Genomic DNA, 13,402 nt, shown 5'->3' on the forward strand with positions numbered 1-13,402 from the left:
CATGAAAGAGCGAATCCTGCCATACGGCCGCGCGGTGCTGGCCGGCCTGCTGTTGAGCGTGGCGCTGGCCGCGTGCGGCGGCGATGACGGCCCCTCGGGCGATCCCGGTCCTGGCGATCCTGGCACCCCCGAGCCGCCGCAAGTATCGCTGCGCTGCGCCCCGTAAGACAGCTGGCCCTTCTTTTCCCATTCGACCCGAGAACCGACATGTCCAACATTCCGTCCTCCCTGTCGCGACGCGACTTCCTGCGCAAATCCGCCGGCACCGCCGGCGCCGTCTCCGCCCTGGCGGCCCTGCCGGCATCGATCCAGCGTGCGCTGGCCGTTCCTGCCGCGGTCGAGACCGGCACGATCAAGGACGTCAAGCACATCGTCATCCTCATGCAGGAGAACCGCGCGTTCAACCACTACTTCGGTTCCATGCGTGGCGTGCGCGGATTCGGCGACCGCTTCCCGATCCCGCTCGAAAGCGGCAAGCCCGTGTGGTATCAGTCCGACGGCGAGAAGGAAGTTCCGCCGTATCACCTGGACAAGGAAACGATGAACGCCATTTTCGTGCCGGGGACGCCCCACAGTTTCTCGGACGCGCAGGCGGCCTGGAACCAGGGCAAGTTCGGCGAATGGGCCAAGCACAAACTGCCGTACTCCATGGGCTACTACAAGCGCCAGGACCTCCCGTTCCAGTTCGCGCTGGCCGAGGCCTTCACCATCTGCGACGCCTACCATTGCTCGATCACCACGGGCACGGACCCCAACCGCATCGTGTTCTGGTCGGGCTCGAACTTCAATCCCGAACTCGGGCGCCTGGGCATCAACTGTACCGATTCGGATTCGGAGCCCAATAATCTGCGCTGCTGGATCACCGGTTCGTTGCCCACGCCGGGCTACACCTACCAGGGCTCGGCCTTCAAGTGGGCGACTATCCCCGACATACTCGAGGCGGCCGGCGTGAGCTGGCGCATCTACCAGGATCCGAACAACAACTGGACCGGCGCCATGCACGGCGGCCTGGCGTTCAAGAGCTTCCGCGAAGCCAAGCCGGGCGAGCCGTTGTACGAGAAAGGCATGTCTCACTTCAGCCTCGAAAGGCTGGCCGAGGACGTGCGCAACGGGACGCTGCCCGAGGTTTCGTGGGTGCTGCCCTGGCCGGCTGTGTCCGAGCATCCGAGCGGCGGTGGCAGCACCGCGCAGGCAGCGGACTACATCTCGCAAGTGCTGGATGCGTTGACAGCCAATCCCGAGGTCTGGAGCAAGACGGTCTTCTTCATGACCTTCGACGAGAACGACGGGCTGTTCGACCACCTGCCGCCGCCCGCCGTGCCCTCGTACGACGCCCAGGGCAAGCTGATGGGCAAGTCCACGGTGCCGCTCGACGGCGAGTATTTCTACGATCCCGCGCGCAAGTACCTGAAGGCGGAGGATACGATCTCGGGAACCACGCGGCCTTGGGGCTTGGGGCCCCGCGTGCCCATGTACGTGATATCGCCATGGAGCCGGGGCGGCTGGGTGTGCTCCGAGGCAATGGACCATACTTCACTGGGCCGCTTCCTGGAAAAGCGCTTCGACATCAAGGTCGATGCCATCAGCCCGTGGCATCGCGCGGTATGCGGGGACCTGACCTCCGCCTTCGACTTTGCCGCGCCCAATGATCCCTCATTCCCGGCATTGCCGGACATGAGCAATTTCGCCGAGCTCGAGGCGCAGCAGAAAGCCATGCCCAAGGCCGAACCGCCGGCCACGCCGCAGCCGCTGTTCCAGGAGCAGGGCGTCCGTTATTCGCGCGCGCTGCCCTACGAGCTGCATGTGAGCGCCCGGGTGGAGGCGGGAGGCGTGGTGAAGCTGCTGTTCAGCAATACCGGCAAGGCCGGAGCGGTATTCCACGTGTACGACAAGAACCATCTCGACCTGATTCCACGCCGCTATACGGTGGAGGCCGGCAAGATGCTGGAAGATACCTGGACGACCGGCGAGGACGGCGGCGACTACGACCTGTGGGTGTACAGCACCAACGGCTTCGTCCGCGTGTTCCAGGGCAATGCCGCGCGGCACGCGGCGGCGGCCGCCAGGCCCGAGCTCCAGGTGTGCTACGACGCCCAGCATGGCAATGTCTATGCCAAGGTGCACAACACCGGCACCCGACCCGCCAAGCTCAGTATCGTGGCCAACACCTATCGCAAGGACGGCCCCTGGATGCTGGAGGCGCCGGCGGGCGGGCAGGCCGAACAGCATTGGGAACTCGCCGACAGCGGCTGCTGGTACGACTTCACCGTCAAGGGCGAGGACTTCGAGCGGCGCTTCGCGGGCCGGGTCGAGACTGGCAGGCATGGCGTGAGCGATCCCGCCATGGCTCTTCACCTGAGCGCCTGAAGGGAGGACGGCACATGAACAATCGTCATTCGCATCGCGGCGCGGCATCGGCCAAGCGTGGCCTGCGCGCCGGCGCCGCCCTGGTCCTGGCTGCGGCCTCGACGGTGTGCGTGGCCCAGCCCGTCTCCTGGGATCCCGCCAGGAACAACCTGGGCATCGGCAACAACGCCGGCACGACCGGCGTGACCGGGAGCAACAACCAGGCAGTGGGCAAGGACGCCGGCAACAACGTGTCGACCAACTGGAACCTGGCCATCGGCGAGGCCGCCGGCACCAACGTGTCGGGCGGCAACGCCAACCAGGCCGTCGGGTTCAATGCGGGTCAGAACGTGAAAGGCGGATGGAATCAGGCCATCGGCCGCAGCGCCGGGCAGAACGTGACAGGCAACTACAACAATGCGGTCGGCTTCTGGGCCGGCACCGGGGTGTCCGGATCCGACAACAATGCCTACGGCACCAACGCGGGCCGCAACGTAACCGGCAACGTGAACCAGGCCTTCGGCAAGGGTGCCGGCAATAATGTGTCGACCAATTGGAACCTGGCCATCGGCGAAGGCGCCGGAACGAACGTCAGCGGCAAGAACGCCAACCAGGCCGTCGGGTACTACGCCGGCATCAACGTCAAGGGAGGGTGGAACCAGTCGTTTGGCCGCAGCGCGGGCCAGAACGTGACCGGCGACTACAACAGCGGCATCGGCTTCTGGGCCGGAACCGACACCGTAGGCAACCAGAACCAGGCCATGGGTTCGAACGCCGGCCGCAACGTCTCGGGTGATTCCAACCAGGCCTACGGCCAGGAAGCGGGCCGCAACGTGACCGGCAACGCCAACCAGGCCGACGGGCAGAATGCCGGCCAGTACGTGCAAGGCGACGCGAACCAGGCGCGGGGCATGAATGCCGGGCAGAATGTCCGAGGCGACTACAACATCGCCACCGGCGCCTACGCCGGCGCGGACGTTGCCGGCAGCAACAACCAGGCAAGCGGGCTGGGCGCCGGTCGCGGCGTCGTCGGCGACGGCAATATCGCCACCGGCATGGGCGCCGGCTTCAAGGTCCAGGGTAACGGCAACGTCGCGCTGGGCAACGGGGCCGGACGCGACGTGACGGCCGACAACACGGTCTCCATCGGCACCGGCGCCCGGGCCGGCGCCGCCAACAGCGTGGCCCTGGGCGCCGGCTCGACCGCCGACCGCGGCGCGCAATCCGGCTACGAGGCCTACGGTCTCGACGCGCCGCAAAGCTCATCGGGCGAGCTGAACGTGGGCAACCGGCAGATCACAGGCGTGGCCGCGGGCAGCGCGGGCAACGACGCGGTCAACGTCGATCAGCTGCGTGGCGCAATGTCCATGTTCAACCGTTCCCTCGGCGGGTTGAGCGAGCGCATCGACAGCGTCGAGAAGCACGCCTATGCCGGCACGGCCGCGGCCATGGCGGCGCGGCAGGCGCCGTTCGTGCCGGGCAAGTTCAGCTATGCGGCCAACGTCGCCAACTACAAGGGGCAGAGCGCCCTGGGCGTCAGCCTGCGCCATACGGCAGCCAATGGCGCATGGAGCGTGGAGGGCGGATTGGCCGGCAGCGGCAATGGCGTCGGGGCGTTTGTGGGCGTGGGAGGAGTGTTCTAGCGCACGCTTGCCTCGCGGGATTGCTGAGGAGGCTGGGTCGGATCTATCCGGGCTACGTCGAATGAATGCCGGCGATCGACGGCGAGTCTTCCAGGGTGGCCAGCCGCCACAGCTCTTCGGCCGCCGGGGCCATGTCCACAGGTTGCCGGTATAGGCGGATGTCGACGGGAACGTGCCAGTCGGCATCGCCGGCGACGACCAGTTGCCCGTCGGCAATGGACTGCGCTACCAGGCTTTCCGGCAGCCATGCCAGGCCTCGTCCCTCGAGCACCAGGGCCTTGAGCAGCAACGCGTGAGGGGCGGTGAAGACGGCGCGCAGCCGTTGCTCGCGGTTGATGGCCGGGCCCAGCCCGGCCCGCAGGATGCGGCCCAGCCCGGAGGCGTCGCCATAGGCCAGGGCAGGGATGGGGCCATTCTGGCCGAGGTGGTAACGGGCCTCGCCGGGTGCGGAAGGGGCGCAGACCGGAATCAGCGTATCGGCCGCCAGGCGGACGACGGGATATTCCGCCTCGTCGAGCCGTCCGGGGACGGAGCCGTGCGCGTGGCACAGCAGAAACTGCACCTTGCGCTGGAGCATGAGCTCCTCGCACCCTTGGGTCGTATCGGACATCATTTCCACCGCGCCCAGTTGCAGGCCGGTTTCGATGCGCGCCAGCCAGCGCGGGAGAAAGGCCAGCGATAGCGCATGGGTGGCGGCGATGCGCAGGCTGGCGACGCTCTGGTCGTGCGCCATCCTAGCCTTGATGCGCGCGGCCACCAGCCGCGCCAGCACGTCCTCTACCAAGGGCAGGAAGCGCTTGCCGGCCGCCGTGAGGGTGACGGGGTGCGCGCCGCGGTCCACCAGGTCGGCGCCGACCCATTCCTCCAGCGCCCGGATGTGCCGGCTGAAGGCGGGCTGGGCGATGGCCCGGGCCTCCGCCGCGCGGGAGAAGTTGCCGCTGTCGGCCAGCGCGACGAAGTCCTCCAGCCATTCGAGGTCGAGCGGGCGGTTGTCGGGTCCCATCCTGGGGTACTGCCTCCGCGATAGTTGTATGCATTTCGAGTATTGGACGGCAGTCCGCCGCGCCGCCATGATGGATTCTACCTACACGAATCCCTCAGGAGACGAGCTTGCCTGCCATTGCCGACTATCGTGGAATCATCCCTGCGATCGCCTGCCCCTTCACCCCCGACCACCGCATCGACGAGCCCGCGCTGCGCAAGCTGGCATCGTGGCTGGCGGGTCACGACGGCGTCGTCGCGGTCATGACCAACGGCCACACGGGCGAGGTCTTCGCCCTGACGCCCGCCGAGCGCGCCACTGTCACGCGCATCGTGGCCGACGAGCTGCGCGGCCGCCTGCCGGTGATTTCCTCCATCGTCTGCGAGGGGCTGGCGGAGGCCGCCGAGCACGCGCGGGCGGCAGTCGAGGCCGGCGCCGTGGCCCTCGATGTGATGCCGCCGCATCACTGGCTGCGCTTCGGATTTACCCCCGGCCACGCGCGCCAGTATTTCGACGCCATCCATCGCGCCGCGCCCGCGGCCGACCTGGTCTGCCACGTCTATCCCGCCTGGACCCGGGCTTCCTATTCGTCGCAGCTGCTGGCCGACCTGGCCCGGCTTCCGTATGTGCAGGCCTTCAAGGTCGGCCAGCGCGACATGAACAAATACGCGCGCGACATCCAGGCCATCCGCGACGCCGATCCGGCCAAGGCCATCCTGACCTGCCACGACGAATACCTGCTGGCCTCGATGGTGCAGGGCGTCGATGGCGCGCTGGTGGGTTTTGCGACCTTTATCCCGCAACTGATCTCCGATCTGTGGAACGCCGTCAAGGCCGGCGATCTGGCCCGCGCGCAGCGGATCCAGGCCGTGATCACGCCCTTGAAGGACGCCGTCTACGGTGGAGGCGAACCGACCGGCGAGGCCCATGCCCGCATGAAAGGCGGCATGTACCTGGCCGGCGTGCTGGACGACGCCACGGTGCGGCCGCCGACCGAGGCGCCCGATGCCCGGGAGATGGCGGACCTGCGCGCCGCGGTGGAGCAGGCCGGGCTTCTGCGCCGCTGAACCTGCCCGCCGGCCACAATAACGACGACCTACGGAGAGACACATGCAGCGCAGAACCCTGCTTGCCGCCATGCTGGCGGCCTCATCCCTGTGCGCCGCGCCAGGCGCGATGGCCGACACCTATCCGTCGCGCCAAGTCCGGATCATCATCCCGTTTCCGCCGGGCGGCACGCTCGACACGCTGGGCCGGAACCTGGCGCAGCGCCTGAGCGACCAGACCGGGCAGTCCTTCGTGGTCGAGAACCGGGCCGGAGGCAACGGCATCATCGGCGCCGACGCGGTCGCCAAGTCCGCTCCCGACGGCTATACGCTGATGTTCAACGCGTCCACGGTCACCACGACGCCGATGACGATGAAGTCGGTCCCGTTCGACGTGGTGCGGGATTTCCAGCCGATCTCACTGGTGGCGCAGGCGCCGTTGTCGGTCGCGGTGAACAAGGCGCTGCCGTTCAACGACGTCAAAGGCCTGCTGGCCTACGCCAAGAGCCATCCTGGAGAGCTGACCTTCGCGGTGGGTTCGACCGGTTCGGCGGGCTACCTGGCGACGGAGCTGCTGCGGCGCGCCGGGGACATGAACTATCTCATCGTTCCCTACAAAGGGTCGGCGCCCGCCTACCAGGACCTGGTGGGCGGACAGATCTCCGGCTTCATCGATCCCGTCCTGGGGGCCATGTCGTACTACAAGGGAGGCATGTTGAAGGTCATCGCGGTGACTTCCAAGGCGCGGGTCCCCACCTTGCCCGAAGTGCCGACGGTAGGCGAAACCGTGCCCGGCTACGAGTTCTACAGCTGGTACGGACTGTGGGGGCCGGCCAGGATGCCGATCGAAATCGCCAAGAAGCTCAATGCCGAGGTGAACAAGGCGGTCGAGAGCGGCATGCGCGACAAGTTCGAGCCCCAGGGCCTGCTGCTGAAGACCGGTTCGATCGAGGACTTCGCCAAGTTCCAGGGCGAGGACATGGCGCGGGCGCAGAAGATCATTACCGAGGGCAACATCCGTGCGGAATGACAGGCTCGCGATCGTGACCGGCAGCGGCGGGGGAATCGGACAGGCGGTCGTGGCGGCCTTGCTGGATCAGGGCTGGCGCGTGCTGGGGCTGGACCGGGCCGCGGCTTCCACCGACCGGCCGGGGTTCGAGACCTGGCCGGTGGATCTGGCTGACGCTGAAGCCCTCGCATCCGTCCTGCCGCGGCTGCCCGCTTGCCAGGCGCTGGTTCATGCCGCGGGCGTGCTGCGGACTGCCCCCCTGGGTGAACTGGACCCCGCGGCGGGCGAACTGATGTGGCGGCTGCACGTGGCCGCCCCGAGCCAGTTGGCCGATGCCATCGTACCCGCCATGGCCGCGCGCGGAGCGGGGCGCGTGGTACTGATCGGCAGCCGCGTGGCACAAGGCATGCCGGGACGGAGCCAGTACGCGGCCGTCAAGGCCGCCCTGGTGGCGCTGGCGCGCAGTTGGGCCGCCGAGGTCGCGGTGAGCGGCGTGACGATCAACGTCGTGTCGCCCGGGGCGACCCGCACCGCGATGCTTGCCGATCCTGGGCGAGCCGGGAGTCCGCCGCGCCTGCCGCCGATCGGGCGATTGATCGAACCTGCCGAGGTCGCTGGCCTGGTGGCCTACCTGCTGTCGGACGGCGCAGGCGCCATTACCGGCCAGGAGATACCGATATGCGGCGGATCCTCGCTGGCAGGCTGAGGGCCGGCCTCAGGACAGCCGCTCGATCAGGGCCATGGCGGCGGCCGGCGCCTTGGGCTTGAAGCCATTGATCATGTAGACGAACACGTCGCGTTGCCGGGGCGGCCGGGATGGGGAAGGGGCCAGCCGCGGCAGGTCCGCCGGTTCCTTGCCGCCGGCCCAGGCGCGTGCCCGCTTGGCCCAGGCATCGAGGTCGGCCGGCGCATAGCCCAGCTTGCGGTTTTCCTGGGCCGATTGCAGCCGCACGTAGACGAAGGGCGCGGTCACGTCGTGCACGTGAGGCACGCCGGGCTTGTCAGCCACCACGGCGGCGACACCGTGCTGTCGCAGCAGGTCGACGAATGCCGGCGTTGCGAAGCTCTCGTGGCGGACCTCGACCGCATGGCGTAGCGCGCGGCCTTCGAACTGGCCGGGCAGCAGCGAAAGAAACGCGGCGAAATCCTCGGGATCGAATTTCTTGGTGGGCGGAAACTGCCAGTTGATCGGCCCCAGTTTGTCCTTGAGCTCGACGATGCCGCTGGCCAGGAATTTCTCGATCGAGGGGCCGGCCTCGGCCAGTACGCGGCGATTGGTGGCAAAGCGCGGACCTTTCAGGGCGAAGACGAAATCACGCGGCGTTTCGTCGTGCCAGCGCGCAAAGCTGGCCGGCTTCTGCGTGCCGTAGTAGGTGCCGTTGATCTCGATCGAGGTAACGTGCCGGCTGGCATATTCGAGCTCCCGGCTTTGCGCGAGCCCCTGCGGATAGAAATTGTCGCGCCAGGGTTCGAACACCCAGCCGCCTATGCCTACGCGTACGAGGGATGTGCTTGTCGGCTTGGTCATGCGCTTCTCCATGGAACCGGCCGCCTCTACAATGCCGTTCCGGTTTCTCGTCTTGCCCGTCATGCCTCTTGACGCTGAACAACTCGCCGCCTTTCGCCGCCTGGCCGCCGGGCTGGATCGCATCGATACGGCGGCCTATGCCGCCGCCGGCCGCGATCCGCTCGTGCCTATTCTAGGTCTCGGGCCGGCGCGCGCGCCATTGTGTTTTTTCGGCCGGGATCCCGGCGGCGACGAAGTCAGGCACGGCCAGCCTTTCGTGGGCAGCTCGGGCCAGATGCTGCGTGCCGAACTGCACAGGCATCTCGCACCAGCGCGGCCATATTCGTTCGAAGAAGGGCTGCGCGTGGGCGCAGGCTTCTTCTGGATCAGCACCGTGCCCTACAAGCCGTTGCACAATAGGGCATGGCCGCCCGCCGTGCGGCAGCGTTTCCATCCGCTGATCGCGGGAATATTGTCCGGCCAATGGCGGGGTACCCATGTGATCACGCTGGGCAACGAGGCCTTCGAATGGTTCGGCATCGGACTGGAGGGCGATGAGGCGGCCGCCCTGCGGGATTTCTGGCGGCGCGAGGACAAGTACGAAGCCAGCATCGCCGTGCCATTGCCCGGGGAGGGCGGCGCGCGCACGATCCACCTGCATCCGCTGCCGCATCCTTCGCCCGCCAATGCCCGCTGGCGGCCGCATTTCCCGCGGCTGCTCAAGGCCCGGCTCGATGCGCTGTTGCCGCCCGCCTGACGGAGACTTCGCCATGACCGCGCCCGCCGCGCCCACTATATCGATCACCTATTGCACCCAGTGCCAATGGCTGCTGCGCGCGGCCTGGATGGCGCAGGAGCTGCTGTCCACCTTCAGCACCGATCTCGGCCAGGTCGCGCTGGTGCCCGGCACGGGCGGTATCTTCCAGATACGCTATGACGGCGACCTGATCTGGGATCGCAAGGCGGACGGCGGCTTTCCCGACGCCAAGGCATTGAAGCAGCGCGTGCGCGACAGGCTGGATCCGGGCAGGGATCTCGGGCACGTGGATCGGCCTTAGCTTGTCATCGATGAGCGTTGAATGGATGGGATAGCGGCCCTGTTTCGCCGGGGCCTAATTCTGCTTCAACCCGAACCGCTGGACGATCTGTGCCTGCCTGGCCGTTTCCTTCTTTGCGTGTTCGGCGAACTGGGCGCTCGACATGTACACCACGTCCTGGTTGAGCGTCTCCAGGGTCTTCAGATGTTCCGGATCGTTCAACGCCTGCTTGAAAGCGTCGTGCAGCCTCGCGACGATGGCTGGGGGCATGCCCGGAGGACCGGCGATGCCGTACGGCGATTGTTCCGAGATACCGAATTTAAGTTCTTTCAATGTCGGCGCGTCGGGCCACTTCCTGGCGCGCTTGTCGCTATATACGGCCAGCAGCCGAAGCTTGCCTCCTTCGATCAGTTCTGCCCAGGCGCTGCCATCGGAGCTGAAGTCGATCTGTCCGGACAGTAAGGCGAGGTTCACTTCGGAGTTCCCTTTGTAGGGGACATGCAACCAATCGATGTCGCGCTGCTGAGCCACGGATTCCATCGTGACGTGCTGGACGGATCCGGTGCCGATGGTGCCGTAACGGACCTTGCCCGGATTCGCCTTGGCGTAGGCCAGCAGCTCCTCGAACGTCTTCCATGGAGCGTCGGCTCGCACCGCTGCGCCAAACAGGTAGCCCGATACGCCGATGACGTACGACAGCGTGGCAGGATCGTACGGCATCTTGGTAATGGCGGGCATGCGGAATACGCCTACCGAAACTTGAGAGAGCGTGTAGCCGTCGGGCGCAGCGGTGGCCAGTGCGGCCGCTCCCAGCGCACCGCCGGCACCTGGCTTGTTGATGATGGTGATGGGCTGGCCGAGGTAGCGGGATGCGACAGCGCAAAGGCTGCGCATCTGAATGTCGGTGGCTCCTCCTGCCGGGTAGGGGACCAGCATCGTAATCGCGCGATCGGGATAATCGGCCTGCGCGGGCGCCGTGGCGGACAAGCCGAGCGATGCGCACAGCAGCAAGAGGGTTCGGGCGAGTTTGTTCATGATGTCTCCTTGGTCTGGTTCGTGCAAGGCGCGCCGTATCAACGATGAAGAGAAAGAAACTCCTCGACGCGGCTGGCCACCGTCGCGGGCTGTTCAAAATGGGGAAGATGGCCGCAGCGCGGGAACACAGATAGCTCGGAACGGTGGAGGCAGGAATGCCAAAGTTGCGCTTGCTCGGCAGGGACCAACTGGTCGTATTCTCCCCACAGCACGAGAGCCGGCGTGGTGACCCGTCTCAGTGCCGGTTCCAGTTCGGGGTTGTGGAAGCTGCCCCCGAGTCTACCCGTCGCGCTGCGGTTGCGTTTTTGCACCTGGCGCTCGTCCTCGTCCAAGGGCTCTGCCAGAACCCGATCGGCGACGGTCTGGTCCCAATACAGCCGCCGTACGAATTCCTCTTCGTTCGCCGGCGGCGTCGTTGCCAGCCTCGGGCGAAGCCCCGCTGGACCGATTAGCGTCATGCTGCGAAGTGGAACGTCGTCCAGAATGGCCAATTCCGCTCCCAGCCAACCGCCGAACGAGCTGCCGATGAGGTGAAATTCTCCCAGTCTGGCCTCGCGTACGAATTCGCGGTAATACGCCGCGAGCTCGGCCGTCGTTGCGATCGCGGGCGAAGCGGGCGTAAGCCCGAATCCGGGGTGTTCAGGAAACCAGATCTCGTGGGTTCTCGACAGCAGCCGAAAAAACTCAGACCAGCCTGTCAGGCCCGCGGCCCCGTGCAGGAACAGCACTCGAGGGCCCGAGCCGCCACGCAGCATGCGCGTGGGGATACCCTGCACACTCAATTCGGTCAGCACTGCGTCCAAAAGATTTCTCCTTGTAGAGGCGGGATAAGCGATGGGTGAATCTGAATCAGGCCGCAGCGGCCCGAAGTGCGGCGGTTGTGCAGAGGAAATCACCCGGGTCGAATTCGCGGGTTAGCCGCCAGAAGTCGACGAGCCGCCATGGCGATGTCATGGTCACCCGGTTGTGTTTGTTCTTGTACCAACTGGTCACTCCGGGGTGTGCCCATACCATGGAGCGGTGCCGTTCGTCGACGATCCGGTTGTACTCGTCATGCACCTCGCGCCTGACTTCGATGGTCCGCAGGTTGTGCTCGATCATTTCGCGCAGCGCCTGGAGGATGTAGGTGACCTGGCATTCGCTGTGGAAAATCGCGCTTCCGCCGTGAGAGAGAATGGTGTTGGGGCCGGCGAGCACGAACAGGTTTGGGAAGCCGGGTACAGTCATCCCCTTATAGGCCCGGGGATCATCGTCTCCCCAGATGTCCCGGATGGTGCGTCCGCCGCGGCCCGCTATATCCATGGGCCACAGCAGCTTCGAGGCATGGAAGCCGGTTGCCATGATGATCGCGTCAGCCTGGTAGCGGGCGCCATCCCGTGTGATGACGCCCGAGGCGGTCACGCGGTCAATGGGGTCGGTAACCAGTTCGACATTCGGCCGCTTCAGCATCTTGAACCAATGGTTGTCGCGTAACAGCCGCTTTCCGTAGGGAGGGTAGTCTGGAGTGCATTTGCGCAACAGCTCTTCGTCGCCATCGAGCTGTTCCCGCATATAGGCGAGGATGTTTTCACGCATTTGATGATTGCGGCGATTGAGCGATAGCGCGGGCTGGTCCCAATCAGGATCAATATGGAGCGTATCGTGGAAGCTGTCCGATGCTGCCCAGAAAATCAGGAACCGCGCCCACTGGCTGAAATAGGGTATGTTGCGCAGTGCCCATTTCTGGCCGGTCGGCACTTCCCGATGGTAGTTGGGATTGCCCATTGCCCAATGGGGAGTGCGTTGGAAGACTGTCAACTTCTCGACAAGGGGCGCGAGCGCGGGCCCCACCTGCATGCCGCTCGCGCCGGTGCCTATCATGGCCACTTTCCGACCGGCCAGCGAGATGTTCCGATTCCACTGGGCGGTATGCAGCACGTCGCCCTGGAAATCCTCAAGCCCTCCCAATCGGGGCGTCGCGGGAACGTTATGCCCGACGGCGGTGACGAGCGCGTTGCAGGCGAGCGCATGGGTTCGGCGGTGCCGATCGGTGTAGTGGACGATCCATAGCCCGCTGGCCTCGTCGAACCGAGCGGATTCCACGGAAGCGCCGAACCGGATGTGCTCGCGCAGGCCGAATTTGTCCGTGGTCTCTTCTATGTATTGCTGGATTTCGTCACGCTTGGCAAAGTGCCTCGACCAGTCCGGATTGGGATTGAACGAGTATGAGTAGAAGTGCGAGGGCGTGTCGACGCCGCAATCAGGGTAGGTATGTTCGTGCCAGGTTCCTCCCACCGTTTCGTTGCGCTCCAGTATCACGAAGGGAATACCCGCTTGCTTGAGCCGCATGCCTGCGCAGATGCCCGAGAGTCCCGCGCCGACAACGATGACCTTGAAGTCTGAAAGGTTCAGCGAAGCCGGATCGCGGCGCCAACGCAGCGCTCGGGCATCGCCGCCGTTCAGGCCCAGTTCCTCGATGAACAGCGGCACGTACTCGGGAGGAAGCGAGGTGCCAACGCTGGCACTCATGATGCGTCGCAGGAAATCTGCCGTCGGCAGCGGCGGAAGCTCCGGGTTGCGGGCTTTTTGCTGCAGCGCTTCAATCAGCCCGCTTCGGACCTTGCCCTTGAGTGCCTCGGGTACTCGCTCCATGTAGTTCCATGCGCCCTGGATGTATGGGGCCATTTCATCTAGGGCGTGTTCACACTATCTAAGCCCATCAACGATGAGCGCGAAATTGATGAAGGCAATGAACATCACATCCAGCTTGTCGAATCGCGAGAATATGCGCCGGAAGCCTTTGAGGCGCCGGAACAGT

At 65.8% G+C, this 13,402-nt stretch carries 13 protein-coding genes and 1 pseudogene; 8 read left to right on the plus strand and 6 right to left on the minus strand.

The features are described 5' to 3' along the window. The first annotated feature begins 1 nt into the window (after window position 1). The 3 genes from CDO44_RS27875 to CDO44_RS18180 are packed head-to-tail and all read left to right on the plus strand — an operon-like array spanning window position 2 to window position 3,989. The gene (locus tag CDO44_RS27875; protein ID WP_198951386.1) at window positions 2-166 is read left to right on the plus strand and encodes a hypothetical protein; all 165 of its coding nucleotides are present in this window, start codon (window positions 2-4) and stop codon (window positions 164-166) included. 41 nt (window positions 167-207) lie between these two features. Continuing rightward, window positions 208-2,367 carry a phosphocholine-specific phospholipase C gene (locus tag CDO44_RS18175; RefSeq protein ID WP_087781699.1) on the plus strand — a complete coding sequence of 720 codons (2,160 nt, stop codon included), beginning with the start codon at window positions 208-210 and terminating at the stop codon, window positions 2,365-2,367. A gap of 14 nt (window positions 2,368-2,381) precedes the next feature. Next, window positions 2,382-3,989: a hypothetical protein gene (locus CDO44_RS18180; RefSeq protein WP_087781700.1), complete on the plus strand. Its 1,608-nt coding sequence runs from the start codon at window positions 2,382-2,384 to the stop codon at window positions 3,987-3,989. 52 nt (window positions 3,990-4,041) lie between these two features. On the opposite strand, the gene CDO44_RS18185 is transcribed toward CDO44_RS18180, so the two are convergent. Beyond that, complete coding sequence (locus CDO44_RS18185) at window positions 4,042-4,992, minus strand: LysR family transcriptional regulator (protein WP_087781701.1); 951 nt, start codon at window positions 4,990-4,992, stop codon at window positions 4,042-4,044. A 107-nt stretch (window positions 4,993-5,099) separates the two neighbouring features. On the opposite strand from CDO44_RS18185, the gene CDO44_RS18190 reads away from it, so the two are divergent. From CDO44_RS18190 to CDO44_RS18200, 3 genes are read left to right on the plus strand one after another with little or no spacing between them, the layout of a single operon-like run. Beyond that, the gene (locus CDO44_RS18190) at window positions 5,100-6,038 is read left to right on the plus strand and encodes a dihydrodipicolinate synthase family protein (protein ID WP_087781702.1); all 939 of its coding nucleotides are present in this window, start codon (window positions 5,100-5,102) and stop codon (window positions 6,036-6,038) included. Between the two features lie 43 nt (window positions 6,039-6,081). Next, on the plus strand, window positions 6,082-7,047 hold the full coding sequence (locus CDO44_RS18195) for a tripartite tricarboxylate transporter substrate binding protein (protein ID WP_087781703.1): 966 nt from the start codon (window positions 6,082-6,084) through the stop codon (window positions 7,045-7,047). Continuing rightward, window positions 7,037-7,732, plus strand: coding sequence for an SDR family oxidoreductase (locus CDO44_RS18200; protein ID WP_087781704.1), 696 nt, complete (start codon window positions 7,037-7,039; stop codon window positions 7,730-7,732). The genes CDO44_RS18195 and CDO44_RS18200 overlap by 11 nt, the downstream gene beginning before the upstream one ends. Before the next feature lie 9 nt (window positions 7,733-7,741). Here CDO44_RS18200 and CDO44_RS18205 read toward each other — a convergent pair whose 3' ends face one another. After that, complete coding sequence (locus CDO44_RS18205) at window positions 7,742-8,554, minus strand: DUF72 domain-containing protein (protein ID WP_233146253.1); 813 nt, start codon at window positions 8,552-8,554, stop codon at window positions 7,742-7,744. A gap of 61 nt (window positions 8,555-8,615) precedes the next feature. On the opposite strand from CDO44_RS18205, the gene CDO44_RS18210 reads away from it, so the two are divergent. Then, on the plus strand, window positions 8,616-9,290 hold the full coding sequence (locus CDO44_RS18210; protein ID WP_087781714.1) for a uracil-DNA glycosylase family protein: 675 nt from the start codon (window positions 8,616-8,618) through the stop codon (window positions 9,288-9,290). A gap of 13 nt (window positions 9,291-9,303) precedes the next feature. Beyond that, window positions 9,304-9,591: a SelT/SelW/SelH family protein gene (locus CDO44_RS18215; protein ID WP_087781706.1), complete on the plus strand. Its 288-nt coding sequence runs from the start codon at window positions 9,304-9,306 to the stop codon at window positions 9,589-9,591. 54 nt (window positions 9,592-9,645) lie between these two features. Here CDO44_RS18215 and CDO44_RS18220 read toward each other — a convergent pair whose 3' ends face one another. The 4 genes and pseudogenes from CDO44_RS18220 to CDO44_RS18235 form a co-directional block, all read right to left on the minus strand. After that, the gene (locus CDO44_RS18220) at window positions 9,646-10,605 is read right to left on the minus strand and encodes a tripartite tricarboxylate transporter substrate binding protein (protein WP_087781707.1); all 960 of its coding nucleotides are present in this window, start codon (window positions 10,603-10,605) and stop codon (window positions 9,646-9,648) included. Between the two features lie 38 nt (window positions 10,606-10,643). Next, complete coding sequence (locus CDO44_RS18225; RefSeq protein ID WP_233146255.1) at window positions 10,644-11,399, minus strand: alpha/beta fold hydrolase; 756 nt, start codon at window positions 11,397-11,399, stop codon at window positions 10,644-10,646. A gap of 55 nt (window positions 11,400-11,454) precedes the next feature. Then, window positions 11,455-13,236: an NAD(P)/FAD-dependent oxidoreductase gene (locus tag CDO44_RS18230; protein ID WP_158213333.1), complete on the minus strand. Its 1,782-nt coding sequence runs from the start codon at window positions 13,234-13,236 to the stop codon at window positions 11,455-11,457. A 54-nt stretch (window positions 13,237-13,290) separates the two neighbouring features. Continuing rightward, window positions 13,291-13,402, minus strand: a pseudogene (locus CDO44_RS18235) (IS5/IS1182 family transposase); the annotation flags it as partial.

Source organism: Pigmentiphaga sp. NML080357 (assembly GCF_002188465.1).
GTDB lineage: Bacteria > Pseudomonadota > Gammaproteobacteria > Burkholderiales > Burkholderiaceae_B > Pigmentiphaga.

What these genes read in the sequence shown, in the direction of transcription:
- CDO44_RS18175 (WP_087781699.1), top strand. Translation starts at nt 208, where the DNA reads ATGTCCAACATTCCGTCCTCCCTGTCGCGACGCGACTTCCTGCGCAAA.
- CDO44_RS18220 (WP_087781707.1), bottom strand. Translation starts at nt 10,605, where the DNA reads ATGAACAAACTCGCCCGAACCCTCTTGCTGCTGTGCGCATCGCTCGGC.
- CDO44_RS18180 (WP_087781700.1), top strand. Translation starts at nt 2,382, where the DNA reads ATGAACAATCGTCATTCGCATCGCGGCGCGGCATCGGCCAAGCGTGGC.
- CDO44_RS18215 (WP_087781706.1), top strand. Translation starts at nt 9,304, where the DNA reads ATGACCGCGCCCGCCGCGCCCACTATATCGATCACCTATTGCACCCAG.
- CDO44_RS18195 (WP_087781703.1), top strand. Translation starts at nt 6,082, where the DNA reads ATGCAGCGCAGAACCCTGCTTGCCGCCATGCTGGCGGCCTCATCCCTG.
- CDO44_RS18185 (WP_087781701.1), bottom strand. Translation starts at nt 4,992, where the DNA reads ATGGGACCCGACAACCGCCCGCTCGACCTCGAATGGCTGGAGGACTTC.
- CDO44_RS27875 (WP_198951386.1), top strand. Translation starts at nt 2, where the DNA reads ATGAAAGAGCGAATCCTGCCATACGGCCGCGCGGTGCTGGCCGGCCTG.
- CDO44_RS18205 (WP_233146253.1), bottom strand. Translation starts at nt 8,554, where the DNA reads ATGACCAAGCCGACAAGCACATCCCTCGTACGCGTAGGCATAGGCGGC.
- CDO44_RS18210 (WP_087781714.1), top strand. Translation starts at nt 8,616, where the DNA reads ATGCCTCTTGACGCTGAACAACTCGCCGCCTTTCGCCGCCTGGCCGCC.
- CDO44_RS18230 (WP_158213333.1), bottom strand. Translation starts at nt 13,236, where the DNA reads ATGGAGCGAGTACCCGAGGCACTCAAGGGCAAGGTCCGAAGCGGGCTG.